Origin of the sequence: Acidisarcina sp. (genome assembly GCA_035539175.1) — a bacterium.
Classification (GTDB): domain Bacteria; phylum Acidobacteriota; class Terriglobia; order Terriglobales; family Acidobacteriaceae; genus JANXZS01.
The window spans coordinates 48,274-73,918 of sequence record DATLIY010000007.1; the positions used below are offsets into that span (position 1 = coordinate 48,274).

At 56.3% G+C, this 25,645-nt stretch carries 18 protein-coding genes and 1 tRNA gene; 9 read left to right on the forward strand and 10 right to left on the reverse strand.

The features are described 5' to 3' along the window. Positions 1 to 128 precede the first annotated feature (128 nt). Together VM554_02890 and VM554_02895 are read left to right on the forward strand one after the other, a co-directional pair. Positions 129 to 2,609: a 2-oxoglutarate dehydrogenase E1 component gene (locus VM554_02890; GenBank protein HVJ07303.1), complete on the forward strand. Its 2,481-nt coding sequence runs from the start codon at positions 129 to 131 to the stop codon at positions 2,607 to 2,609. 92 nt (positions 2,610 to 2,701) lie between these two features. Continuing rightward, positions 2,702 to 3,049 (forward strand): DUF488 domain-containing protein, encoded by a 348-nt coding sequence (locus tag VM554_02895; protein ID HVJ07304.1) that lies wholly within the window; start codon positions 2,702 to 2,704, stop codon positions 3,047 to 3,049. A 187-nt stretch (positions 3,050 to 3,236) separates the two neighbouring features. Here VM554_02895 and VM554_02900 read toward each other — a convergent pair whose 3' ends face one another. After that, the gene (locus tag VM554_02900; protein ID HVJ07305.1) at positions 3,237 to 4,850 is read right to left on the reverse strand and encodes a hypothetical protein; all 1,614 of its coding nucleotides are present in this window, start codon (positions 4,848 to 4,850) and stop codon (positions 3,237 to 3,239) included. A 740-nt stretch (positions 4,851 to 5,590) separates the two neighbouring features. After that, entirely contained in the window at positions 5,591 to 9,187 is a 3,597-nt protein-coding gene (locus VM554_02905; GenBank protein ID HVJ07306.1) for a chemotaxis protein CheB, read from the reverse strand. A 445-nt stretch (positions 9,188 to 9,632) separates the two neighbouring features. Here VM554_02905 and VM554_02910 point away from each other — a divergent pair, with 445 nt between their 5' ends. The 5 genes from VM554_02910 to VM554_02930 all read left to right on the forward strand — a co-directional run bounded on the left by VM554_02910 (position 9,633) and on the right by VM554_02930 (position 14,192). Then, complete coding sequence (locus VM554_02910) at positions 9,633 to 10,154, forward strand: hypothetical protein (GenBank protein HVJ07307.1); 522 nt, start codon at positions 9,633 to 9,635, stop codon at positions 10,152 to 10,154. A 36-nt stretch (positions 10,155 to 10,190) separates the two neighbouring features. Continuing rightward, positions 10,191 to 10,661 carry an SRPBCC family protein gene (locus VM554_02915; protein HVJ07308.1) on the forward strand — a complete coding sequence of 157 codons (471 nt, stop codon included), beginning with the start codon at positions 10,191 to 10,193 and terminating at the stop codon, positions 10,659 to 10,661. Next, a complete protein-coding gene (locus tag VM554_02920; GenBank protein ID HVJ07309.1) occupies positions 10,658 to 12,028 on the forward strand; it encodes an SDR family oxidoreductase in 1,371 nt (456 codons plus the stop codon). Before VM554_02915 ends, VM554_02920 begins: the two co-directional genes overlap by 4 nt. A 25-nt stretch (positions 12,029 to 12,053) precedes the next feature. Beyond that, entirely contained in the window at positions 12,054 to 13,505 is a 1,452-nt protein-coding gene (locus VM554_02925) for a deoxyribodipyrimidine photo-lyase (protein ID HVJ07310.1), read from the forward strand. Between the two features lie 324 nt (positions 13,506 to 13,829). Then, positions 13,830 to 14,192 (forward strand): TetR-like C-terminal domain-containing protein, encoded by a 363-nt coding sequence (locus VM554_02930; protein ID HVJ07311.1) that lies wholly within the window; start codon positions 13,830 to 13,832, stop codon positions 14,190 to 14,192. Positions 14,193 to 14,234: 42 nt separating this feature from the next. Here VM554_02930 and VM554_02935 read toward each other — a convergent pair. From VM554_02935 to VM554_02950, 4 genes are all read right to left on the reverse strand, one after another. After that, positions 14,235 to 14,321 (reverse strand) — tRNA-Leu (locus VM554_02935). Positions 14,322 to 14,596: 275 nt separating this feature from the next. Then, complete coding sequence (locus tag VM554_02940) at positions 14,597 to 14,860, reverse strand: hypothetical protein (GenBank protein ID HVJ07312.1); 264 nt, start codon at positions 14,858 to 14,860, stop codon at positions 14,597 to 14,599. A gap of 105 nt (positions 14,861 to 14,965) precedes the next feature. Continuing rightward, positions 14,966 to 15,484: a MerR family transcriptional regulator gene (locus tag VM554_02945; GenBank protein ID HVJ07313.1), complete on the reverse strand. Its 519-nt coding sequence runs from the start codon at positions 15,482 to 15,484 to the stop codon at positions 14,966 to 14,968. A gap of 185 nt (positions 15,485 to 15,669) precedes the next feature. Then, positions 15,670 to 18,051: a transglycosylase SLT domain-containing protein gene (locus VM554_02950; GenBank protein HVJ07314.1), complete on the reverse strand. Its 2,382-nt coding sequence runs from the start codon at positions 18,049 to 18,051 to the stop codon at positions 15,670 to 15,672. Between the two features lie 248 nt (positions 18,052 to 18,299). Here VM554_02950 and VM554_02955 point away from each other — a divergent pair, with 248 nt between their 5' ends. Together VM554_02955 and VM554_02960 are read left to right on the forward strand one after the other, a co-directional pair. Then, on the forward strand, positions 18,300 to 19,046 hold the full coding sequence (locus VM554_02955) for a sigma-70 family RNA polymerase sigma factor (protein ID HVJ07315.1): 747 nt from the start codon (positions 18,300 to 18,302) through the stop codon (positions 19,044 to 19,046). Next, positions 19,043 to 19,282, forward strand: coding sequence for a zf-HC2 domain-containing protein (locus VM554_02960; protein HVJ07316.1), 240 nt, complete (start codon positions 19,043 to 19,045; stop codon positions 19,280 to 19,282). The genes VM554_02955 and VM554_02960 overlap by 4 nt, the downstream gene beginning before the upstream one ends. Before the next feature lie 28 nt (positions 19,283 to 19,310). Here the strand turns inward: VM554_02960 and VM554_02965 are convergent, their stop codons facing one another. From VM554_02965 to VM554_02980, 4 genes are all read right to left on the reverse strand, one after another. Next, a complete protein-coding gene (locus VM554_02965) occupies positions 19,311 to 21,698 on the reverse strand; it encodes a carbohydrate binding family 9 domain-containing protein (protein ID HVJ07317.1) in 2,388 nt (795 codons plus the stop codon). 167 nt (positions 21,699 to 21,865) lie between these two features. Continuing rightward, entirely contained in the window at positions 21,866 to 23,182 is a 1,317-nt protein-coding gene (locus tag VM554_02970) for a M48 family metallopeptidase (protein ID HVJ07318.1), read from the reverse strand. Between the two features lie 355 nt (positions 23,183 to 23,537). Continuing rightward, on the reverse strand, positions 23,538 to 24,878 hold the full coding sequence (locus VM554_02975; protein ID HVJ07319.1) for an inositol-3-phosphate synthase: 1,341 nt from the start codon (positions 24,876 to 24,878) through the stop codon (positions 23,538 to 23,540). A gap of 117 nt (positions 24,879 to 24,995) precedes the next feature. Next, entirely contained in the window at positions 24,996 to 25,640 is a 645-nt protein-coding gene (locus VM554_02980; protein ID HVJ07320.1) for a DedA family protein, read from the reverse strand. Between the last annotated feature and the right edge of the window lie 5 nt (positions 25,641 to 25,645).

Genomic DNA, 25,645 nt, shown 5'->3' on the forward strand with positions numbered 1-25,645 from the left:
TGCGCACGCACGCGTCATCTGGCGCCGGACGGCCCTCGCGTGGGGTCTTTACTTCCCTTTTGTTTACAAAGACTGGCATCGAGCCATACTTTCATTGATGATGGAAGGATATGGAGGCACATGCACAGATGAAGTCCCCCGACCCCGCCCAGAAACGCTCTTCCGTAGCGGCCCAATCGTCCGAACAGGTCTTCGATAGTTTTCGCCGATGGGGATATCTTCAGGCGCAACTGGATCCGCTTGGCCAATACCTTCTTCCTCGGGAGCTACCTGAGCTTGAGGTAACCGGCGAAGCAGCGGACCAGGCACGTCGCCTGTATTGCGGCAGCGTCGGGATTGAGTTCATGCATCTTGCAGATCCTGCGAAGCGCCAGTGGATCCAGGAGCGATGGGAGCAGGCTGCCCCGGTCGAAGACCAGCAGCACATCCTCAACCTTTTGATTCGAGCCGATATCTTTGAAGAGGTTCTCCAGTCGCGCTATCCCGGCACCAAGCGGTTCTCGCTGGAAGGGGTAACGGCGCTGATTCCGTTCCTGGATGCAGCGCTGCAACAGGCAGCCGGCCAAGGCGCGCAGCAGGCTGTGCTGGCTCTCAGTCATCGCGGGCGGCTGAATGTCATGGTGAACACCATCGGCAAATCGCCTGCGGCGGTCTTTTCAAAATTTGAGGATATTGACCCGCGCAGTGTTCTCGGCGGCGGCGATGTCAAGTATCACATGGGTGCGACAGGCCAATGGAAAGATGGTCGCGGGAAAGAAGTGGACCTCCACCTGGTGTCGAATCCCAGCCATCTGGAGGCCGTCGACCCCGTAGCCGTGGGCCGCAGCCGCGCCAAGCAGAATCGTTTTGGAGACAAGGGAGAGGAACACGTGCTTCCTGTGCTGGTCCATGGCGATGCAGCATTTGCCGGCCAGGGTATTTGCGCGGAGACGCTCAACCTGACCTCCGTTGAAGGCTACGCCGTGGGCGGCAGCATTCAGGTCATCGTGAATAACCTCATCGGTTTTACGGCGAACCCTGAGGAGTCGAATTCCTCACGCTTCGCATCGGATGTAGCCAAGCGACTGCCGGTTCCTATCTTCCATGTCAATGCGGAAGATCCCGATGCAGTTGTTCGCGTTGCCAGGCTCGCCATCGAGTATCGTTCCGCCTTTCAGAGCGACGTTGTGGTGGATCTGATCGGGTACCGGCGTTATGGTCACAGCGAGATCGACGACCCCACCATTACGCAGCCGCTTCGCTATGCAAAGATCAAGGGTCATCCTCCCCTGTACAAAATCTACGCAGAGCGAATCGGAACGGACCCTTCAACGCAGGCGGCGGAGATCCAGGCCCAAATGATGGAAGAACAGAGTGCGGCCGGCCGGATGAAGAAAACCTCAACGCTGGTCACTCTGCCCGCATACTGGGCTCCCTATCACGGTGGCCCTTACAAGACAGTGGAGGTGCCGAACACGGGTCTACCAGCGGAGCGCATCCTCGAGATCAGCAAACTACTGACCTCGTATCCGGCGGATTTTCACATTCATCCCAAGATGAAGAAGTTGCTGGAGCAAAGGGCCGAGATGGGGCGTGGCCGGCACGCAATCGATTACGCCATGGCGGAAGCCTGCGCGCTGGGCTCGCTGCTTCTAGGCGGAACGCCGGTACGTCTCAGCGGCCAGGACAGCAAGCGCGGTACGTTCAATCAGCGGCACAGCGTCCTGGTGGATGTTGAGACGGAGAAATACTTCATTCCTCTGGCCAATCTTGGCCCAGATCAGGCACGCTTCGAGGTGTATAACTCGATTCTTTCCGAAGCTGCGGTGCTCGGATTCGAGTATGGATTCAGCCGCGATTTTCCGGAGGCTCTGGTGTTATGGGAGGCTCAGTTCGGCGACTTCGCCAATGGTGCGCAGATCATCATCGATCAATTTATCGCGGCGGCAGAAGATAAGTGGGGGTTGCTGAGCGGCCTGGTTCTATTGCTGCCTCACGGTTATGAGGGGCAGGGTCCGGAGCACTCCAGTGCGCGAATCGAGCGCTACCTGCAATTGGCGGCGCGCGACAATTTCCAAATATGTCAGCCCTCCACCGCGGCCCAGTACTTTCATCTGCTGCGACGTCAGGCGCTGCAGTCCTGGCGGAAGCCCCTGGTCGTCTTTACGCCCAAGAGCATGCTCCGCCGTCCGGACGCGGCATCGCAGCTACAGGACTTTGCTCGACCCGCATTCCAGAAGGTATTGCCCGACACGGAGGTGCAGCATGCCACGCGGCTGCTTCTCTGCACCGGCAAGATCGGACATGAACTACGCGCGGAACGGGCACGCCGGAAGGACGTCACAACCGGAATCGTGTTTCTGGAGCAACTCTACCCATGGCCGGAAGCGGAGCTCGTAGCGGAGTTGGATCGCCATGCGGAGGCGCACGAGATCGTATGGGTTCAGGAGGAGCCGGCAAACATGGGAGCTCTCTCCTTCGTTTTGCCTCGGCTGCGACGGCTGGCGCGTGGACGCCAGGTACTCACCGTCAAACGATCCAGCGCAGCGAGCCCGGCTACCGGTTCTTCCAAGGCGCATGCGCTGGAACAGAAGACGCTGCTTGCCGCCAGCTTTGGTGGCCGGCAGTAGCCTTCATCGCAGCCATGCACGACGATAGGGCCGAAGGCAACTCACAGTTGAATGGTGCAGTGGCGAGCGGCGGCGCCACGGAAAGGTTGGCGATGATTCATATCAAACGTGTCTACGACCCGGTTGGCGATTCGGATGGAACTCGCCTGCTCGTCGAAAGATTGTGGCCGAGGGGAGTAAAGAAGACCTCGCTGGAGATTCAGGACTGGCTTAAAGATGTGGGTCCCAGTACGGAGCTGCGGAAATGGTTCAGCCATGATCCGGCTAAGTGGGAGGAATTTCGCAAGCGCTACGCTGCGGAGCTCAAGGCCAATCCGGATGCGTGGCGGCCTATCGTGGAGGCTGCGCGCAAAGGACCGGTCACACTGATCTACAGCTCGCATGACACCGAGCACAACAATGCTGTTGCGCTCCAGGACTTCTTGAAGCATCACATGTGAGCGCCGCTAAAGCCCGGAGCCGGCATCCCTACTGTGTTAGATAGATTTTCTACCGCGTCTCCGAAAGATCCAATTCCGCTTACAGTCGGCGCATCCCGTTGTCGCCAATCCGTCCTTCATCCCGCATCTGCTGAGTACCTGCCGCTCCACGCTCATGGTGCCTTGCGCAATCTCGCGCATTTACGCATCACTTCTCTACTGGAAGGATGACTCCTGAAGAAAGAACCAGGCGAAGTCCCATGTAGACCATATTGAGATGTGCGTTCTTCGGTGCGCCTGGTGCCACAAACCATGGAGCGCGAGTCAGATACGAATACTGCGTATAGAACTGCAATGCTCCGTGATACTGGCCTCGCCAGATGTCCTGCGTCAAATCGAAGGTAGGCTGCTGAATCGTCCGGTTATTGGTGTTTGCGGACCCTGGTCCGCCGTATCCGATGATCGTGTTGGGATGAAGCAGATTGGTAGTATCCCGGAAGAAGTTCCGCCCAAAATAATCTGCGCCGTAGTACGCGGCCAGCACGGTCTTTGGCGTCGCCTTCCACTCCAACCCCGCGGATCCGGCGGATGCATGCACCATCGAAGGACTCACATCTGTTCCTGCTGCATTTGGACGAACTACCAATTGCGGCCCTGTGGCGACCAGATAGCGGGCGCCACCATCGGTCCAGTAGGCGTTGCCCAGCAACACCAGGTTCTTCATGAGGGCATAGTTTGCAGCGATCTCGCCACCTCCGCCAATAGCCGAGTGCGACGAGAAGGATGTCGCTCCGATAGGCACGACAGACGCTCTCGCCCCGGTGAGCAATCCGCCCATCTCCACGTGGAAGTGCCTGTCCGAAATCTTTGTATCGTAGGCAATCTTGGAAAGAATGTCGGGAAATAAGTTTGGAGCGCCTGCTTGCGATCCGTTATCGAATTGCGGGCTCAGCGTGGCGCTGAAGGCCGTCGGAAGAGCAACGAATCCGCCGATAAATTGATTGGGATCCTCAATGCCTACGCCCATGGACCAATGCTCGTTCGGGTGAAATGCAACACGAAATTCCGCGGCTCGGGAGTAGGGTATGCCAACTCCCAGGTTCTGATCTTCGTTGTAGGTCAGAGCCAGGTCCGCAGGCATGGGTGATACCCCATTGCGGTTCGGAGTCAGCCAACTCCAGGTCTGCCCCCCTAGAACCTCCCATCTTCCGCGCGTCACATCTGCAAAATACAGGCGAAGACGATTGGTTTGGCCGTTCACCGTCTGATACACATTGGGGGCTGCGTTGCCGCTGAAGTCAGCTTCGAAATATCCGAGCACGTGGTAGGGACCAAACTTGTCCGTAACCTTCAGGCTGAGGCGGGAGTATTGCGCCGTGGTGCGGTCTTCCGTCACGTGCCCTTGCGCAGTATTGCTAAACGGTATGGCCGCAAAGTTGGTAGCAATGTTGTTCTGCGTATTTGTCGTGCGGTAGATATTCTCAATGTCAACAAAGCCGCCAGGTGTGAGCTCGGCCCCGCCAATTTTGAAGGATAAGGGAGACTCTTTATGCTCCCCTTCTGCCTGGCTTTTGGGTAACTCAGCCATCTTCCCATCCGCGCGATATATCTCGCTGCGGGGCCTTGTTGAGACGGTGGAATGAATTGCCGCGTCAAGGACGTGTGCCACATTTTCTGCATTAGAGTCGGTGGAATCCTGGCGGGCGCTCAAGGCCTTCAAGGCGTCGATCTCCCGCTGCTGGGATGCTAATTGCTTCTGTGTCTCCAGAAGAGCCTCGCGGAGAACTTTGACCTCTGCCGCGATATCCGAATTATTCGGCAAGGAGGTGGAGTTTCCGGGACTGGTTTGCGCCTGCAACGTGCAAGGCGCTAGTAGTAGAAGCCAAATCGCATTTCGCAATGAAGTCATAGCAATAACCCCTGAATATCGGCTGCTCATTTTCCTCTCTCTCAGAGAGATCGCCAGTACAGAGAATCATCCCGCGGCAGACCAATCCAGAACAGAGCAAAAATGAAACACTGAGCAGGATCGGCAAGGTTTGATTCGCTTCCTGATCTGCTCGCATAGAAAGGTTCAGGCAACGCTGTCCGTCAAGCGTCAGGAAGCTGATGGCTACGTGGTCACAAGCCTTGAGTCGTTCTGGGCGAATGGATTGATGTCCGCCCGATTCGTGCCGAAATATAGCACGAGGAAACAATCGCGAGCAAACAACTCAGCGCGACGGATCACACTCTACGAGAGCTTAGCTGGTTGAGATCGTGAATGAAGGGGCCACGACTTTCACGGAGCGGACATCACAAGAGGAACGACGCGGTTGATGAGATGATTCCCTTGATCGTTAGCTGTGCACCTTGCGCAGCGAGCGCACGCGCCACTGTTTGATTCAGAAAGAAGCGGCGGCGCATGCTGCTGCCGTTTCTTTGAGAAGTGGCCTGCATGGAAGCGACTTCACCGTAATCGGAATCAGGTTCCTAGCGGAAGCCCTCGCGCCCGAAAGTTGCCCGTGCGCATGCTCTGATGCCTCAGCGCAGGATGTGACCTTTAATTCAGTGGCTGTCCCGCTAAGGCAGGTCAAGGGGCAAGAACAGAGAAAACACTGTGCCACTCCTGCCGGGACGCATTGTGCTTGACACCCGCAGATCGCCTTGCAGTCGTTCGACAAGTTGAGCAGACACCCACATCCCAAGCCCGGTGCCCGTCTCGTTTTTAGTCGTAAAGAACGGCTCATAGACTTTGCGGAGCGTCTCAGAATTCATCCCTGTGCCGGAGTCGGCAATTGTAGTACGTATGCCGGATTGCTCCCGGTTACGCCAGTCGACCGATGGGCTCACTCGCATGGTGAGCGCCCCCCCTGACTTCATCGCGTCTACCGCGTTGGCAATGATATTGGCTAAGATCTGACGAAGATCTCCCGCCAGGCACAAGATTGGCCGCCCTTCTCTATATTGGCGATGGACCGAGATGTTATTGGCCAGGAGCTTTCCGTGGTAGAGCACCAGCAAAGAGTCCAGCATCTCAGAGACCTGCACAGATGATGGAGCCGTAGATTGCCGATAGAACTTGAGTGTCTGCTGCGTGATCTCCGAAACACGGCCTATCTCCTCAAGCGCCTTGGCTGTATATGATTTTGCGGCCGCTGCATCATCTCCGTTCGAGGCGAGATAGAGAAGATTGGTGATCGCTTCTAACGGATTATTGATCTCATGAGCGATGGAAGCTGCGAGACGGCTGGCAATGGCCAGCTTCTCCGCCTGGATGAGTGCGGCTTCGATCTTCTTACGTTTGGTTATATCCGTGAGCGACAAGAGGATCAGAGGTGCCACATCCGGCGCCTGCCCCATGTAACGACCACTGAGCATGAAGGATTTCCAGCCGATACCGGGAAAATCGTATACAAATTCATAATTTAAGAAGTTTCTGTCGTGCGGCAGAACCTCCTCCAGCAGCGTTCGCAAGTCGGGCTTATTCCACTGCCCCTCCCCGAGGCTATACACAAGCTGATTCAGTGTTGCCTCGGGCTTAAATTCAAAAGCCACGTAGAACGCATGATTTGCCATCAGGATATGGAAATCGGCGTTCAAGACCAGTACAGGCTCCGGCATAGTCTCGATGATGGACTTGGTAAACTCACCCGCGAGAATCAGCTCCTGATTGCGCTTCTTAATGACATCGATATCCATGAGGACCAAGACGGCTCCATCACTGCGGTTATCGAACGTTTTGTAGGGCCTTACTTGCAGCCGATACCAATGGCCTTGCTGATCCTGTACCTCCCGTTCGAGGCTTACACCATCGCGAAGAACGTCTGTCAGTAGAGGCTTCAGATCGAGATCGAGATCCGGCCTGATATCGGTGATGGGTCGCCCAATATCGGACGGAAGCACTTTAAGAATGGTCTGCGCCGAAGGCGTCATACGCCGTATACGCAGGCCGCCATCCACCATCACAATGGGGATCACTGTGCTTTCGAGCAGGTTCTTGAGGTCATTCCCAAGCAAGTGCAGTGTGGAATTATTGCTATTCAACTCGTCGTTGACCGTGTTGAGTTCTTCGTTGGTAGCTTGCAGTTCTTCCTTCGAGGTTTCCAACTCTTCGTTGGTGCTTTGTAGCTCTTCATTTGCGGAGAGCATCTCTTCGCTTGCCAACTGATAGTCTTCGCGGAGCGCTTCCTGTGCCACCAGGTGTTCTTTGAGCAGAGCGCGTGCGGCATGCAATTCACGCTTCTGCTCAAGAATAGTTTTCCGAACAAGGTCGCTTGCTCTCAAAGGGAGGTGCCGACTCGCAGTGCCATGCATCTCGACCTGAGGCAATGCATCTTCAAAAAGGATGAGATAACACTGTCCGATTCCTGAAGCCGCCTCATCCATCGGAATCACGGACAAATGCACCACGCCCTTCTTATTGTTGTGTTCAAAAGCGACGTTCTTCTTCTTTATGGGAGCAGCTTTTTTCCTGGCCGAAGTAATGGCAGTGCGCAAGGCGATTGCCAACTCTTCATGAACCATGCTTAGTATGTTGAGATTTGCGCGCCCTGCGGCAGGCTCCAGAAAGGGACTGGTTCGCCCGCGGAACTGAAGGATTTCAAGTGTGTCGTTGACGATAACGCCTGGCGGGGCACACTCCTTGAGGACAATACGATCTGCGAGTTGCCGCAGTTCAGCTTCATGCTGGCTAGCGCGACTGATAGGGAGCGCATTCGCTGCCGACGATGCAGTCGGTGGAGTGAGAGTTCTGCTTGTCCTGAACAAGCGCTGCTGACGCTGATCGTCAGCTTTCTTGACATAGATCTTGTTCTTCTTATCCAGGGGCGTAAACATCTGAGGGTAAGAGGCTGCGCTTTCGGCGTTGCCCAGTAACAGAAAACCGGATGAATTCAGGGCGTAGTGCAAGGTCGAGATAATCTTTTCCTGCAACTCCGGTTGAACATAAATCATGAAATTTCGGCAGGAGATGAGATCCAGACTTGAGAATGGCGGGTCCTTGGTGACATCCTGGCGCGCAAAGACACAGAGATCTCGAATTGTTTTGTTGACTCGGTATCCGCTTGCCACTTTCGTAAAGAACTTTGCAGCGCGGTCCGCCGAGACATTCTTCATAGCGCTGTCGGGATAGATACCGGCGCGTGCTTTCGCAATCCCCTTTTCATTGATATCCGTGCCAAAGATTTGAATATGGATCTCATCGGCTCTTGTACCCAGGAATTCCAGCAGGGTAATCGCCAGTGAATACACTTCTTCCCCACTGGAACAGGCGACTACCCATATACGGATCGTTCCCTCTGCTTCTTTGCCGGCAATCACCGGGTAAACCGTATTTGCCAGATCCTCAAAGACCTCGGGGTTGCGGAAGAATTCGGTTACGGGAATCAAAACATGATTGGCGAGCGTCGCAACCTCTTCTGGATGCTCTCCGAGATAGGCGAGATATGCAGCGAGGGAAGCGATTCTAAGAGCGGCCATGCGTTGCTGCGTACGCCGATGAATAGTGTTGGGTTTGTATTTAGTGAAATCGGCGCCCTGGGAAGCGCTGACCATGTTCAAAATGGAATCAAAAACCTGGTCATCGCCCTGTCGGTTTTCTCGCAAGTCCGCCGGCGCTCTCCGAAGCTTCGGATGCTTACTCATCCAGGACAACTCCGCCGCGATCTGCTCAGGAGACAGAACGTGATCGATGCAGCCGGATTCAATCGCGCTCCGAGGCATGCCGTCGAACTTGGCTGTCTGTGGGTCTTGTGCGAAAGTCACCCCACCTTCGGCGCGAATCGCTTGTACCCCTGCAGTGCCATCCGATGCGGTCCCCGAGAGAATGACACCTATGGCCTGGCTCTTGCGTGCTTCCGCAAGAGAACGCATGAAGATGTCGATGGGCAAATGCTGCTTATGATCTGCGACTCGCTGGGTCAGCCCAAAGTGGCCATCCTTGATAGAGATGTCCACGTTACTCGGCATCACATAGACGCGGTTCGACTCGATTTTCATCGCATCGAGGGCCTCCAGTACCGGAATCCTGGTCGCCTTCGATAGCAGTTCTGGCAAGATGCTGTGGCGTTTAGGATCCAGGTGCTGAATCAGCATGAATGCCATAGCTATATCAGTGGGTAGAGCACGGAGAATCGCGGTGAGAGCTTCCAGACCGCCTGCCGATGCCCCAATTGCCACCACTGGAATCTCCAATGAAGCGCCTTTGGCCAGCGGTCGTTGTACTCGAGAAGAAGGCATTTAGGCACCGGGATCCACGGGCATCGGACCGGTTGGTTTCACCTTCTGGCTCGATCGGTGATCCTCTTAATACTACGCCACGCTTGGAATTCGAGCCTATCTCTAAGAGCAGCGGCTTTACTGGCCTGACATCCCAGCGCTGGTAGGCAACAATGAAATTGGTTCGAACGGGCGGAAATCGACCAGCACAGACAGAAAGTCCTCCATCTTTTTACAGCTGTCTGCCGTCTATGGAAGGGACAAAGGCACAGAGATGGCTCGTCCGCTAGCGAATCTTCTTCATGGCATGCGATGAGCCATTAGGCTTCGCCGGCGAAAACGAGTGGATCGACACCCGCTATATATTGGAGAATGTCACCACCGACGGCAGCGGAGGACAAGTTCGATGAGTATTCTACCGGTAGTTTTGATGGCATCCGCGTTGATTCCAGCGATACAACCCGGCGAGTCGCTGCCCGCTCTGAAGGGCGAATTCCTCACCGGCCATCAGGCTCAGCTTCCCGATGCTGCTTCAGGCCGCGTAGCCTTGCTCGCGCTGGGCTTCACATACAATTCAAGATTTCCGGTCGAGGCCTGGATTGGCCGCTTCCGCAAGGACTTCGGCAGCAATCCTCACGTAACGTTCTATGAGATCCCAATGATTGGCGGCATGGCACGTCTGGGAAAGTGGTTTATCGACAGCGGCATGCGCAAGGGAACGCCCCGAAGCGATCAGGAAAATGTGATCACCGTCTACAGTGGAGTCGATTCCTGGAAACAGCGTGTGGGCTACCAGTCGCCGGATGCAGCTTATCTGGTTTTGCTCGACAAGCGCGGTGTGGTGCGCTGGCGCAACAGCGGCGCGTTGGATGAAGAAGCCTACCGGGATCTCTATGCACAGATGTCTACTTTGCTTCGTGAACGGTAGTAGCGCAGTCGTAAGCGGTGAGAAGGAATGAGTGCCGTGACCTATAGCTTGCGTAGTGAGCAGTGGATTGCACGCCCCATCGACGAAGTATTTGCCTTCTTCGCGAACGCTCAGAACCTGGAGAGAATTACACCTCCCTGGTTGGGCTTCAAAATTCTCTCCATCAGCACCCACTCTATTTCTGAAGGAACGGTGATTCGCTATCGCCTGCGACTGCACGGCATACCCATTCACTGGCGGACGGAAATCTGCGAGTGGAATCCTCCCCATTGCTTCGTCGACGAGCAGACAAAGGGTCCATATAAGCGATGGCGTCACACGCACAGGTTTGAGGCGCACGGCAGCCGGACAAAGATGATAGACGAAGTGCAATACTCGCTGCCTTTCGGTGTTCTCGGGCGGATTGTTCACGCGGTGAAAGTACGTGGGGACGTGAACCGAATCTTCGATTACCGCCGCCTGCAGATTGATGCGCTGTTCGGGCAGCCTGGAGAGAACGCCGCGTGAAGACCCTTGTTTTGATTGCGGGCGCAACGGGGTATGTAGGCGGGGAGTTGCTGAATAAGCTCCTGGAAGCAGGTTACACCGTGCGCTGCCTGGCGCGGCATCCGGAAGCTCTCGGAGCGAAGGCGCTTCCCGGGCTCGAGGTTGTCGAAGGTGACGTTCTTAATTCCGCATCGGTACGAGCCGCGATGGCCGGCGTCGGCTCAGCTTATTATTTGGTCCACTCCATGGGCTCAACTCAATCCTTTGAGGAACAGGATCGTACAGGGGCACAAAACTTTGCCCACGCTGCCCGCGACGCTGGGGTTCAGCGAATCATCTATCTCGGTGGCCTCGGCCGCGGTTCGGGCCAACTCTCTACGCATTTGCGCAGCCGCCATGAGGTGGGCGAGATCCTCAGATCGGCCGGAGTCCCAGTCATCGAGTTCCGCGCATCGGTAGTCATTGGATCGGGTAGCCTTTCGTTTGAAATGATCCGCGCGCTGGTGGAGAGGCTTCCGGTCATGATTTCGCCGCGCTGGGTTTCGGTCGACGCACAGCCGATCGCAATCGACGATCTGCTCGCCTATCTGCTCGCGGCCCTGGACCATCCGATTGACGCCAGTAAAATCTTCGAAATCGGAGGCTCGGACCGCGTCTCCTATGGCGGCTTGATGCGGGAGTACGCTCGGCAGCGGGGATTGAAGCGTGTCGTAATCTCCGTGCCATTCCTCACGCCGCGCTTGTCTAGTCTTTGGCTCGGTCTGGTCACTCCCCTCTACGTGCGCGTGGGCCGAAAGCTGATTGACAGCATCCGGCATTCGACAGTTGTTGAAGACCCGAGTGCATTGACCGAGTTCGGCATTCGGCCTTGCGGATTTCGCGAAGCCATTGCCGCAGCCATCCATGCTGATAACAAGCATCTCAAGACAGACGTCCGAACTCTTCAGGTGAACGCATCCCCTGAAGAGGCTTTCGTCCCGATACGCCGCATTGGTGGCGCCAACGGCTGGTATTATGCCAACTGGCTGTGGCAACTTCGCGGGTGGATGGACAAGTTAGGCGGAGGGGTAGGAATGGGACGCGGCCGCCGCGATCCGGATTTGCTCTGTGTTGGCGATGTTGTGGATTGTTGGCGCGTGGAGGCGATCGAGCCAGATCACCTCTTGCGCCTCGTCGCGGAGATGAAGCTTCCTGGCCGCGCCATCCTCGAGTTCGAAGTGACAAGCGATTCCACCGGATCCGTGATTCGCCAAACCGCATCCTTCGATCCCTTAGGGTGGCTGGGCCGCGCCTACTGGTACTCCATGCTCCCCTTCCACCACTTTGTCTTCAGCGGCATGCTTCAAGGGATTGCCGCCAGCCTCGGTGACCACCGGGCTGACAAGTAAGAATGGAGTTATCGGTTTGCTCTGCATGGATTCCCTGCCAACCAATCTCGACACTCGCGACGATCTGGCGCAACTTGCGAACCAACCTCGTGTGCTGGTGCGTAAGAGCCTTACACCGCGCAAGGGCGGCAGGTGCCTCGTTTACTGGATGCAACGCGCGATGCGAATTGTGGAGAATCCCGCGCTCGATGTGGCCATCGAAGCTGGGAACCTGTTGGGCCTGCCGGTGGTGGTGTACTTCCAGGTGATTCCAAGCTACCCCGGCGCGAATCTGAGGCACTACCACTTTCTGCAGCAAGGATTGAGAGACGTTGAGCAAGACGCAGCCGAGCGGGGCGTGGGGTTTGTGCTGCGCCGTTCTTTGGAGGGTTCGCTGGAAGCATTCCTGGAAGAAGTGGAAGCGGCTCTTCTCATCTGCGACGAGAACCCATGTCGTGAGCCGGAACGCTGGCGCAAGGTATTGGCGAAGCGACTGAAGCTCCCCTTTTGGACAGTGGACGCGGATGTGGTGGTTCCTTCGCGGGTTTTCAATCGCAGCTTTGTGCTGCTGCACCACTTCCGCCCGCATCTGAAGGCCGAATTGCCCAACTACCTGGTCGCGCCCCGCAATATCACTCCCCTACACCCGTGGAAACCCTGGAAGAGACTGGAAAGCTATTCGTTGGATCTGGATATTACCGCCGGATTCAGCAAGCTGGACCGCCGGATTGGCCCAGTGGACAGCTTCACCGGCGGAGCACACGCTGCACTCGGGCGGCTGCGAGAGTTTGTGAATCTGGGCCTGAGGGATTACGAGGTCACTCGCAACCACCCGGAGGTAAAGGGAACCAGCCGGCTATCGCCTTATCTGCACTTTGGAAACATCGGCCCCATCACCATTGCGCTGGCGGTCGAAAAAGCTGTGGCCGAGGGCAAGGCGACGGCTGAAGCCGGCGAAAGATTCCTGGATCAGTTGATCGGGTGGAGAGAGTTGGCGGTCTTGTTTGTGCGCCATGAGCCGAACTACGACAATTGGGAATGCGCCGCGCCGTGGGCCAGGAAGACGCTGATTGAGCACACCGCCGACTCGCGGGTGCATCGCTACAGTCTTAATCAATTGGAGCACGCCGAAACCGCCGACGAGCTGTGGAACGCGGCTCAGCGCGAGATGGTGAATACCGGCTGGATGCACAACTATATGCGCATGTACTGGGCGAAGAAGATTCTGGAATGGGCTCCCGATCCAGCCAGGGCCTATGAGTGGGCGGTATTCCTAAATGACCGCTACGAACTGGATGGGCGCGACCCCAATGGATATGCAGGCATAGCCTGGGCCATCGTGGGGCGGCACGACCGTCCCTGGTTCAATCGGCCTGTCTTCGGGCTGGTGCGACCGATGTCTGGAGTTTCGATGGCCAGGAAGTTCGATGCGAAGGAGTACATTCGCCTCCAGAGCGAGAAAGGCGAAACGCTTCCGGGTGAACGACAAGATGGCTGACGACAGATGCCGATCTGCTGGAAAACGACGCTCCCGCAGTACGTCGGCCATCATGCACACAAGACGCTAGCGAATCGTTCAGGTTCACGCATATGCCGATGTGGCAATGGCGACTCAGTGGCTCGGTAAGTACATCGGCGATTTGCACTGGAGATTTAGCGTCAATCCAGGACCCTACTATCGACCTGGGGCGTTTCCCAGTATCGATTGTTCCTGTGCAGTATTCCTGAAGGGCGATGCTCTAGATCGGGATTTGATTGTGGCGGCGGCGCAAGGGACCAACGCCATCCTGCATGCTGTCCTCATTGGGCTGCAGCTGTATGTATGGTGGAACGGTATTGGACCTTCATGCTTGAGCACACCCAGCTCTACCGACTTGTAAACGGCATGGACGGTGTGCCAATCGAAAAAACTGTCGTGGGCCGGTCTGCTCAATCTCTCTGCAAAGTGGTAGCGGAAGCAGTGCGACCGCTGCTGGGAGAGGATACTGGAGAAGCCGATGGGCAAATCCTCGCCGATGAGCTTTGGGCTCTGCTGCACGGGATGTCAGCACTCTATATGGACAGAGTTGCGCCGTTTGATGTGGCAAAGGTCACGAATGCCGTCATGACGTTAATCAAAGGCGCTCGTATGAGAGAAGTGCGCGTCCCAGACGCAGGTGCCAGCAAACGTGGCGCTAGCACTTAATTGGATACCTCTATTGATCGAAATGTTTTCCTATTGATTTAATGGTGCCCGGAGGGGGACTTGAACCCCCACGGCCTTGCGGCCTGCGGATTTTAAGTCCGCTGCGTCTGCCGATTTCGCCATCCGGGCATCGTTGAACAGGAGTCAACGGGATCGTCGCGCTTCTTCCCTTCATGGTAAACGAGATCCGAGCGCGAGTTAATCTCTAACCAGATTAACCGATCAGATTAACTGAATAGAGTCGGGATAGAATTGGGCCGCTTCGGGAGGACTTCCCTTCCAGCGTTCGCGCGAAACATCGGCGGAAAATAGATTGTCTGCGGGCCTCTTAGTTGTGCGGCCTTTCAACGAAAAGCCGCACAACGATCGCATCCGCTTTGGAACTCGTCGATATCCGGTCCGATCTAATTGGGTTTACGGAATTCGATAGCCTCATCCTGCAGGAAGTATTCCGCGGAACAGTTGTCTGCGCCGCAAATCATGGATTCGAGCCCTGCAAGCTGATGTTTGGTGATCAGTCCGAGGGCTCCGCAACTTGGACATGCAAGAACAGCGACATACGGATTTCTTGCCTCTCCCATACCGGCGACGTTTTCCAGCACAAATAGCGTCCCAGGCTCCATCTGCTCGGGAATCCACTCTTCCAGCAACTGTAGTTCGGCCAACATGCCATTCTCCTCGAATGTTCTTGTGCTGTGGATCGTGCTCATCAATCGCTCCTGTGCACCGCTGCGGATCGGATCCTTTTTTTGCGTGGTTGGGAAGGACAGCTCTCAACCTGCGCGGCTGTTCGCCTCCTTTTTCATGCGCCCCATTTCAGACGCGGGTCTCTTTTTGTTGGAATTTGCGCCATTGCGCGTTACGGATAATTCCTTGTGTTCCGGCATTGCAATCTCAACGCGTCGAGCGGCCTCTGACAGGCAAATCACGAAGACAGGCTGGATGGTATTGCGAATAAGATTCACAATCTGCCGCGTGTCAGTTTCGAGGTAGAGATTCTTACCATCCAGCAGCAGGTGGTAATCACTTTTACCGGATGCCAGATCCGATAAGCGCATGCTGGTTTCGCGGCGCAGAAACTTCAGCACGCGCCGGACCGTGGTGAGCGAAATCCGTCTTCGCCGCAGTTCTTCGATCACATGGATTTCAACCAGGTCTTCTGAGGAGTAGATTCTGCGCCGGCCATCGCGATCGGGCACGATGATGCGCTTCTCATCCCACCACTGCAATTGCCTCGCGGTGGTGCCGGTCAATTGCAGAACCTCGCGCGTGCTGAAGCCGTCTCTCGACATCTCAGGCTGCTTCCCTTGCGGTACGCTTGCGTAAGCTTCGTTATCTTCCGTTGCCGTTCTCAGAACATTTCCACGTCGAAATGTCGCAATGTTGCTGACAGTTTCTCCGGCGCCCTGCAATCTGTCAAACGTAAAATTCATTGCAATGTTGCTGTAGAGGATGCCTCTTGATGTCTTCTCCTGAATCAGGGCTGAGCGGAGGCGCTTCCAGCCGCCAGATGATCGATCTCGCGATAGAGATGTTCATTGCGCACAATCGCCTGCACGTATTCGCGTGTCTCGGTGAATGGAATCGATTCGACAAATTCATCCATCCCGCGATAATTCCCTATCGCCTGCCAGTCTGCCACGCGGTCATCGCCTGCGTTATACGCGGCAAATGCATATTCCTCGCGCCCGCCAAATTTGTCCAAAGTGTGCTTCAGGTAGCGCGTTCCCAGACGGATATTCGTCGCGGGATCCAGCAGTTGTGCCGTATCGAAGTGGTGGATCCCCTCTTCCTTTGCCATCTGCCTGCCCACGGCGGGCAGCATTTGCATCAGCCCATACGCATTTGCCTTTGAGATTGCTCCAGGATTGAATTCCGATTCCTGACGGATCAGCGAGGCAACCATGTAAGGATCGAGGCCGTTCTTTGCCGCTTCGGATTTAATCTGGCTCCAGTAAGGCTGCGGAAAGAGGATGCGCCAGTAAGCAATTGGAATGGAGCCGATAGGCGCGGAGGTGTAGAACGGAATCGCCCGCTTCATAACGCGCATCGCCCTGTAGTTTTCGCCGTATGAGGCATAGATATCCGCCTCTGCCAATGCACTCCAGCCGTCGCTTCCATCGCTGGACTGCAGCTCCGCCGGTATGTATTCATTCAAACCTGCGTTCGCCAGCAGGCGCGCCGCCACCATATGAGGATCGTCGTCGGGTACGTCGTCATCCAGCGTGGGGATCGTGTCGGGCTTGAACGATGCCAGCAGGGGTACAGTTGCCGGCACCACGCCATGCAGTCCAGCAAGACGCTCGCCAGCCACCTGCGCATAGTAGTAGTGCAGAAACGTACTGCTGACGGTCTTGTAATAGGCCGCGGCCAGTTCAGGCTTGTTATCCTGCTCGTATACGCGGCCGCGCCAGTACAGCGCAGCAGGAATCTCCTTGCCGCCAGCATAGGCGGTGAGTTGCTCATCAAAGAGCCGTGCTGCCTCAGCATACTGGCCAATACGATAATTCAGCCACGCCGCTCTCCAATGGCTACTGGGCGCGTATTTGTGTCCTGGAAAGCGCCGGGTCAATTCCCCGTAATACTGGATCGCGTGAGGATAATCCTTACGCAGCAGGTACATGTTGCCGCTGGAGTAGAGTGCTTCCGCGAGCCAATTGCTTTGTGAGAAGCGCTGCTCCATCTGGTCCACGATCTGGCGCTGCCCATCGGTGTCATCCTTGCTGCGCGCCAGCTCCATAAGCAGATACATGCGACGCGCACCCGCCTCGTCATTGGTATCCGGGATGCGATCCAGATCCTCATGGCTCAGTCGCTTCAACTTCCAATCACAGCTGACAGCAGCCAGGCGCAGAGCTTCCTTCATGCTTTCATCTGCCGCGGGATCAGCGGCCAGCGCTCGATAGTCTTCCGCGGCATCGCTGTAGCGCCCTGCTCCGTAAAGTGCATCGGCATGGGCGCGCCGCTCACCGACCGTAAGAGAAGTCATCGCGCCAATGGCGGCTAGCTGAGTCTTGGCTTGCTGGGCCTCGCCGCTCAATGGGAAAGCAAGGTACAGGTGGCGATAGACCTTGGCAGACTCCTCGGAGTGTCCTGCCATCTGGTTAGCTTTGGCCAGGGCGAGCTGGAAGTCGGCATGGTTGGCGACTGGCTGCGAAAGGTGAGGGGCAAGCACCCGCAGCGCAGATTGAGGATCTCCCTGCTGCAGAAAAAGATTGGCCTCAAGCACCGGAATATTGTTCACAAAAATGCTGTCGGGATAACGCAGGGCGAAGCCGTTCAGCAGAGCCTCCGCCTCGGGAAGCTTCCCTGCCTGCAGATTGGCTTGTGCGGCCAGGTAGTCTGCATAATCCGCCAGCGACTGGCCTTGCTTCTTGGAGAGCTGAAGATTGCTGATGGCTTCGGGGTAGCGCTTGTCCAGTAGATAGGCGTGGCCCAGCGCCAGATAGGCTGCCGAGGCTGCTTCACCGGAGTGAGCATGTGCCCAGGAGGTCACTCCCGCGTATCCGGCTGGAGTGCGCATCTGCGCAAGCTGTTGCGCCATGGGACGAAGTTGCGAGGATGCCACGAAAGCCCGCTGCAGCTTCATGCTTCGCGCTTTCGCATGTGCCGAGAGCACGCGCCGCTTCCTGTGCGTCGCCTTGGACGAGTGAGCCTTGCTTCTGGCTCCCGTCTTCTTTACCGCGGATGCGGTAGACTTCGCCCCCTTCCGCCCTGTCTGCGTTGCGGAGGATGCAGCTGTGCTGCCCTTCTTGTGATGGGAGGAGGCTGTCTGCGCCCAGGCTGACTCGGCTTGCTGGCTCAGCAACACGGCCGAGATAGCCAGAATGGCACAAAATATCGCCCAGGAAATCTTCAACCTCCGGAAGGCCCCAGGGAACCGATGCAACCAGGCAGAACCACTTCGAACAGCACTCGTCAACAGAAAGACTCCTGTTAAGAATCTAAGCCCAAAACCGGGGATAACGTCGTGAAAAGCTTAAAACACGAATCCAGAGGGTCAACGAATTCTTCATATAACCGCCCCTGTCCCCTACAAGCATTTCGACGCATCTCGTGGCTGCAAGGAAGCTTACCGGGCGGAACCAGCATTGCGCTGAAGACGAAATGGCCTTTGCAGCGCCGTCCGGCGCATTTACTATGTCTGGAGTGCTACAGAAGCTGGGAAGCGCCTCTGTAGCCGTGTTCCCCAAGGGAAAGGTCAAATTTCTGAAGCCGTTCGCCATGACCAACATCCAACCATTAGGTACAGAGGAGATCCACCCGGATGTCGCACTAGTCGCGCGGGCAAAGGAAGGCGACGTTGCTGCCTTTGAGACTCTCGTTCGACAGTACGACCGCCAGGTTTTCAGGATCGCCCAGCATATTACTCAGAATCGCGAGGATGCTGAGGATGTAGTACAGGACGCATTCCTGAAGGCTTACGAGAAGCTGGATCAGTTTCAGGGGAATTCCAAGTTCTATACCTGGCTCGTTCGCATTGCAGTGAATGAATCGTTGATGCGGTTGCGCAAACGCCGCACGGGACGGATGGTTTCCATCGACGAGGATGTGGAGACGGAAGAGGGTTCCATGCCACGCGATCTTGCCGACTGGAGTCCCGATCCGGAGATGATGTACGGCCAGTCCGAGCTGGCAGAGATTTTGCGTAAGACGATTCAAGGATTGCCTCCGGGCTTTCGTACCGTATTTGCCTTGAGGGATGTTGAAGGCCTCTCGACCGAGGAGACAGCCGAGGCGCTTGGTTTGAGTGTACCGGCAGTAAAGTCGCGCCTTCTCCGCGCGCGATTGCAGTTGCGGGAGCGGCTCAGCCGTTACTTCCGCAAGAAGAATTCCAATGGTGGTGAGAAGTGACTTGCACAGAGTTTCTGGCCCAGTTAGACGATTTGCTCGATGAGAAGGTTCCGGGTGCCATGCGTGCTGACTTAGAACAGCATCTTCGTGAGTGCGAACACTGTGTCATAACCTTCAACACCACGCGCAAGACCATCGAGATCTATCGCAGTCACGAGATCTACGAGCTACCCACCGCTTTGCGGGAGCGTCTCCACGCCGCAATTCTTTCCAAATGCAAGAAGGGCTGCTCTTAAAGCCTGTCCACGAAGCCACGCAAGCGACCTAGAAGCGAAATAGATAATTCATCTTGAGGTAGAGTGTGCGACTGTCGTTGAGCATGGCGGCATTCGTGCGCGGCAGGAAAGTCCCGTTGGGATTACAGCTACCGTCCGTCTCGCGGTCGCAGAGAGCCGGATCGAGATTCTGGAAGTTCGTGGTATAGCCCAGATACACCGCTGTGCCCGGATGGGGCTCATACTTCAACAACGCATTGGCAAAGACGTCCCTCGTGTTCGGCAAATCGGTAAATTTCTCGTTCGGGATCGTCGATAAATACTCGCCAATGATGCGGAAGGACAGGGCCTTGTTCATCTGCAGGTTCCATCGCGTTACAACCAGGTGGTTGTCATAAGATAGAGCCCCGGAAGCTGGGTCGGTAAAGTGATCGAACTCATAGCGATTCTGCAGATCCAGCCCCAACGTTGGTTTCACCTCCACGTTGAGGTTCGTGGAGCTCACGTCGACCGGGGATGGCGGCTGGTCCACAGCAGGCGAGTAGTTCACGACTCTCCCAGAATAGCCACTGACGCCCACCGCTATCTGCTGGAGCGGTGAGGTGTAAAAGCTGAATCCGGCAGTTTCATTGTGATATTCCACATTCGTGGCCAGCATAGAGTAGTCCGCTGGTCGAAGCCGTTCCTGCGCCATATCCATATAGGCATAAAGCGATGTGCGATGCGCCATCTGGACGCTGTACGAGATCCTCGAATACACATCGAGCGGAACTCCCCGGTGATCCCAGATTCGCTCGGCATAGATGGAAGGACCGTGCGACAGAACGCCATGCCTGCTCGGACGGAAGGTATACGAATATCCTCCATTTCCTTCGCGGATATCCGGACGCCGAAAGAAACCAGTCCTTGTCTGGAATCCCGGACTTGTATCGTTGTACGAAACCCAGTAGTTCGCGTGCGTACCGGAGTAGCTCAAGGATTGCACATAGGATTGGCCACTCCGCTTGGTGGCGTCCGAACTCTCCGTACCGCCGGAGACTGCTTGTCCGGTCAACGTCCAACGTTCCTTGAAGCGATAGCGATAGTCTGCCCCGCCTATCCGGTTGTACGTGTTTCGGTATTCCCTATCCGCATAGATCAAACCCACACTCGACTGTGCGCCAACATCGCGATTCAGCCGTATCACGTCATTGCGGGCGCGCGTCCCATACGCGGCGGTACCTGCCGCAGCATTCTGACCAGGTTTGCGATCATCCACATCCAGAATACCGACCGCCCAAGGGCCGACCTTCCCTGTCAGCCGCTCACCGAACCGCGGGATCACGATGTTGTTGGTGTAGTAGAGATTGATGGGCGTAGAAAAGTAGCTGCTGTTCTCCAGGAAAAAAGGCCGCTGTTCGGGGAAAAACGGCTGGAAGCGCTGATTCGGAGGGGCGGGATCGTTGATGTCCACCTGGCTGAAGTCCGGATTGTATGTCGTGTCGAGGACGAGGCTGTTGTGCAGCACAATCTTCGTATCCAGTCCGGTGAAGCCCTGTAATTCCTTATTGTTGAAGTGAGGATTCTGGCTGTCGGACGTGTTCAGCGTTCGATAGCTGTGCGCCAGGAAATAGGGTTCGAATTGGATGTTGTGTCCTTGCTGGACATCCGCAAACCCGCTGACCAGAGCATCCTGCGTAAGGCGGCCAGCGATCTCGCGCTTGATCTGAGGCCAGAAGGCGTTCTCGTTTTCATGGGAGATGACCCGCTGCAGAACCAACCCCCAGGTGCGCGGTTGCCCGGGCGTCGAAGTCTGGCTGAAACGCAGGCTGGCAAACGGTATCCGTATCAAGACAACATAGCCGTAAGGGGTGACTTTGCCCCAGGAATCCCAGACTGTATCAAAGGAGAAGTCCGCCCCGGTCTGCTCGCTGTAGAGTGCGTCGGCCTCGATTCCGAGGGGGTTCGCTTGAAAGACAAACGCACGGCGCCGATCGCGAAACGTGTCGAGCGTAACCTCCACAAAATCATCGTCGCCCAGCGCGTCGCGCCGCTTCATGTGGGCGCGGATGAGATTTGGGTGACGATCCTTACAGATAAAGGCGATATAGAGGTGCCGCGGAGTGGAGCCAAGATAGGCAGTCGTTGCCTCGGTGACGGGCGTTCCATCGAGAGGATAGCGCTGCACAAAGCCACCGATCCTGAGCATCTTGCGAGCCTCGGAGGAGCGGAGAGACGGCTCCAGAAAATCCTCCAGGTGCGGCGGAGACGAGAGGAGTGGCACAGCCATCATTGGCGCTTCCGGAACCGCACTCAGGGTCACCGGCGGCGCAGTTGAGGCAACCGCAGGCGGATTGGGGTCCAGCCTGCCGGAAGTCCGGTTCGCAGCGCTGGCTGCTGTGCAATGGCCCAGCGCCAGAAGCGAAGCGATGCTTAGGAGTAGGAATCGATACCGCAAGGGAACTCCCTGCATGATGGCGAATGTCTGTGGAGACGCCTCTACTCCATGTTACTGGAAAGCTGCCACCTCCGCGCCCTGCAAAAGGGATTTACTGGCGCAAACTCAAGAACAAAGGCCATCCGTTTTTGGATGGCCTTTGTTCGGTGGGTTCCTTAGGTGAGACTTTAATTGTTGTCGCGCCGCTGCAGGGTCGGGCGGTCATCCCCCTGCTGCGAGGGGTCCGAACCGGTACCGTTAGGATTCGAGCTTGCGCGGCGCAGGGTGGGCTTCTTCCCATCCTTGCCATCCTGCAGCTTTCGCTTATTTTCGATGCGGGCCAGCCGCGCCTTTACATCGTCAAATTCTGAAGTTGTCACCACGTACTCATCCCGCGCCGGAAGGATCTTGGCAATCTCGTCCTGCGAATGCGCTATGCGGTCCGGAGTTTGAGGATGGCTGGAAAATGCCTTGGAAACCGCTCCAGGCTTCTGCTTTTCCAGGTTTTGAATCTTCTCGAAGAAAGAAATAAATGCCTGCGGATCGTATCCCGCGCGGTACATATATTCGACGCCCAGGTAGTCGGCCTGCGTCTCGAACTCACGCGAGAACTTGAGGAAGGTCAGCGGTACACCGATCGAGGCAGCTTCATACAACCCGTATCCCAGCCAGCCGCCCACAAAAATAAGCGGAATCGACCCAAGCTGGGCGTAGTTGGAGCGGGTCTGTTCGCGCGCGGCGTGATGCGCCGCCACATGGGCAATCTCGTGAGCCATCACCCCTGCCAGCTCCGCCTCTTCATCCGCAGCAAGGATCAGGCCCGAATTCACGTAGAAGAAGCCTCCGGGGAGCGCCATGGCGTTGATTTCATCGGAATCGATGACCTTGATCGTAAACGGCACCTTGGCGTCGGAGTTCTTCACCAGATTCTGGCCCACGCGGTTGATGTATTCCGTGACGACGGGATCGGTGATCAGGCGGGTGCTCTTCTCGAGCTCCATCGCGTACCCCTTACCCATCTTGATCTCGCTCTCGGTGGAGTACCAATTCCCCATGCCCCGTCCGCCAATATCGCGATTCCCGACCGAATTCACATCCTTGATGCTGCCGGATTTCACCTTGGGAGCGGTTTTGTCGGCGGAAGACGATCCCGAAGCCGGGGTCGCCGGCGTACCCGATCCCGAGTTCTGCTGGGGACTGGTTGTGGCTGTCGGCGCCGTGCCCGTTCCACCTGGCGTCGTGGCTGTTCCGTTGGCATTGTCGGGAGGATTGTTCGGGGCGGTCTGCGGATTCGGCGCACTTTGAGGGGCATTTGCCGGGCTGGAAGCGGGCGCAGAGTTGTCCTGGGGATTGGCCGTGGTCGATGTGGACGTGCTCTGCGGAGAATCCTCAGAAGCGGCCGCGTAGCCTGTGCCAGCGGACCAGCACGCCAGCGGAGCCATTGCCAGGCCTGCCACTACCGCCATGCGTAAAGGAATCCGGTTTCCGTTTCTCCGTCGACTCATATCCACCACCCCGATCGTCGGTGTCTTATATATCAAGATACCCGACCCCTTGCTCATTGGACGTATATATCCGCAATTTGGGTACGCCCGTGCATCGAAATTGCTTTACTCCGGATGGCGGGCGCCAATCCGCAATTTCCCTCTCCAGCAACAGCAACCTGCGGCTGCAACAAGGCGGGGAAAAATAAGGGTTTCCTCCTCTTCCCGCTGTGCAAAATCGAAGGACGGCAGGGCTAATTGCCATGCCGTCCTTCGATTCGTTCCTGGTAAGTGCCAACCGCTTGGAGTCTTACAGCGTCTTCGCCGTCCGTACATTCGAGCAACGGTCAAAAACGCGGAAGACCTGCGGGCAGCATCAATCGTAGTATTCCAGGCCCAGGTGGGTGATCAGTTGCTCGCCCCTGATGTGGCGCAGCGTGTTCTTCAGCTTCATCGACTGAATAAAGAGATCGTGCTCGGGGTACAGTCCGGGCGCAGTCATTGGCGACTTGAAGAAGAAGCTCAACCACTCCTGGATGCCAAGGTCCTTCAGTCCCGTTGTGCGCTTGGCCAGATCCATGAAGAGAACCAGATCCAGCGCGATCGGAGCGGCGAGAATGGAATCCCGGCAGAGGAAATCGACCTTGATCTGCATCGGATATCCGAGCCAGCCAAAGATGTCGATGTTGTCCCAACCCTCTTTGTTATCACCGCGTGGCGGGTAATAGTTAATGCGAACCTTGTGATAAATGTTGCCATAGAGCTCAGGGTATAGCTCAGGCTGCAGGATGAAATCCAGAACTCCCAGCTTGGACTCTTCCTTGGTCTTGAAAGACTCGGGATCGTCCAGCACTTCCCCATCGCGATTACCGAGGATGTTGGTCGAGTACCAGCCGCTGACGCCGAGCATGCGCGCCTTGAACGCCGGCGAAAGGACGGTCTTGATCAGCGTCTGCCCCGTCTTGAAGTCCTTGCCGCAAATAGGCGCGGAATTCTTCTTCGAGAGCTCGAGCATTACTGGCATATCGACGGTAAGGTTCGGCGCGCCATTGGCGAAGGGAACCCCCTCGGAAAGTGCCGCATACGCGTAGATCATGGAAGGAGCGATGTTGATGTCGTTCTCGTCCAGGCCTTTCTCGAAGGCGGCGAGGGAGTCTTGCACCGGGTGAGGCTCCAGGAAGATCTCGGTCGATCCGCACCAGATCACGACGACGCGGTCAACGGTCTTCTTGAATGCCCGGATGTCCTCCCGTACCTGCTCGGCCAGATCCCGCTTGTTCTTGCCCTTCTTTACGTTCGTCCCTTGCAGGCGCTTGACGTAATACTGGTCGAAGACTGCCGGCAGAGGCTTGATGGTCTCAAGATAGGGCTTGATCTGCTGCAGCAGATCCTTGTCCAGAACCTTGGCGTTGCTGGCCGCCTCATACACGTTATCTTTGAAGATATCCCACCCGGTGAACACGATATCGTCCAGCTTGGCGAGCGGCACAAAGTCATGAATCAGTGGAGTCCGCGATTCAGTGCGCTTTCCAAGACGAATCGTGCCCATCTGTGTAATGGATCCGATGGGCTTGGCGAGACCCTTGCGAACTGCTTCCACACCGGCGATCAAAGTGGTAGCGACGGCCCCCAGGCCGACGATCATAACCCCTAATTTGCCCGTAGCGGGCTGAATCTGCGATCTCGAATTGGCACCGCTATCCTGAACAGTAGACATTTCTTACCGATCCTTCCTCTCAAAATACATAACAATTAAAGATTCATAAGAATCACCCCTGGAGTGAACCGATGGCAAGCAGCAAGTGCCGAGGGGCAATGTAGTCGGTTTCAACAGTCACGATGCTTCCCCAGACCGCAAGAAGCGACTTTTCAGGTGAGACCAGAGGAACCACGCAATTCCGAACACCAGAAGAACGACGACCGCGGTGTGGAACTGATGAAAGACGGCCTTGAACCTTGGATCGGTTTCCCACCCTTCCCCCAGCTTCATTCCGGCATAGGCAAGGATGAAGCACCACGGCCACGATCCTAAAAACGTGTAGACGTGAAAACGAAGTTGCGGCATTTTTGCAATTCCTGCCGGCAGAGCAATGAAAGTTCGTACCACGGGCAGCAATCGGGCAACGAAGACGGTGATGGAACCATACTTGGAAAAGAAGCGTGTCGTGCGATCCAGATCATGCTCGCTGAGCAGAACAAACCGGCCATACCGCTCCACCATCGGTCTTCCGCCATAGGCGCCAATCCAGTAGGCAATAGCCGAGCCCACATTGCAGCCGATGGCGCCAGCGGTGGCTACCCAAATGAGATGAAACCGCCCCATGAAGACGAGGTAGCCGGAGAATGGCATGATGATCTCCGATGGAAGAGGCACGCAAGCCGACTCCACCGCCATCAGAAAGACGATTCCTGCATACCCCCCAGCCGAGATCACCGAGATGATGAAGTGGGCCAGAACAACTAAGATTTTCTCTGTCATCCTCG

Excerpts from the sequence above, each read along its gene's own strand:
- VM554_02925 (HVJ07310.1), top strand. The coding sequence starts at position 12,054 with ATGGATTCCCTGCCAACCAATCTCGACACTCGCGACGATCTGGCGCAA.
- VM554_02970 (HVJ07318.1), bottom strand. The coding sequence starts at position 23,182 with ATGAGTCGACGGAGAAACGGAAACCGGATTCCTTTACGCATGGCGGTA.
- VM554_02890 (HVJ07303.1), top strand. The coding sequence starts at position 129 with ATGAAGTCCCCCGACCCCGCCCAGAAACGCTCTTCCGTAGCGGCCCAA.
- VM554_02910 (HVJ07307.1), top strand. The coding sequence starts at position 9,633 with ATGAGTATTCTACCGGTAGTTTTGATGGCATCCGCGTTGATTCCAGCG.
- VM554_02975 (HVJ07319.1), bottom strand. The coding sequence starts at position 24,878 with ATGTCTACTGTTCAGGATAGCGGTGCCAATTCGAGATCGCAGATTCAG.
- VM554_02980 (HVJ07320.1), bottom strand. The coding sequence starts at position 25,640 with ATGACAGAGAAAATCTTAGTTGTTCTGGCCCACTTCATCATCTCGGTG.
- VM554_02945 (HVJ07313.1), bottom strand. The coding sequence starts at position 15,484 with ATGTCGAGAGACGGCTTCAGCACGCGCGAGGTTCTGCAATTGACCGGC.
- VM554_02940 (HVJ07312.1), bottom strand. The coding sequence starts at position 14,860 with ATGTTGGCCGAACTACAGTTGCTGGAAGAGTGGATTCCCGAGCAGATG.
- VM554_02955 (HVJ07315.1), top strand. The coding sequence starts at position 18,300 with ATGGCCTTTGCAGCGCCGTCCGGCGCATTTACTATGTCTGGAGTGCTA.
- VM554_02930 (HVJ07311.1), top strand. The coding sequence starts at position 13,830 with ATGGTGGAACGGTATTGGACCTTCATGCTTGAGCACACCCAGCTCTAC.
- VM554_02895 (HVJ07304.1), top strand. The coding sequence starts at position 2,702 with ATGATTCATATCAAACGTGTCTACGACCCGGTTGGCGATTCGGATGGA.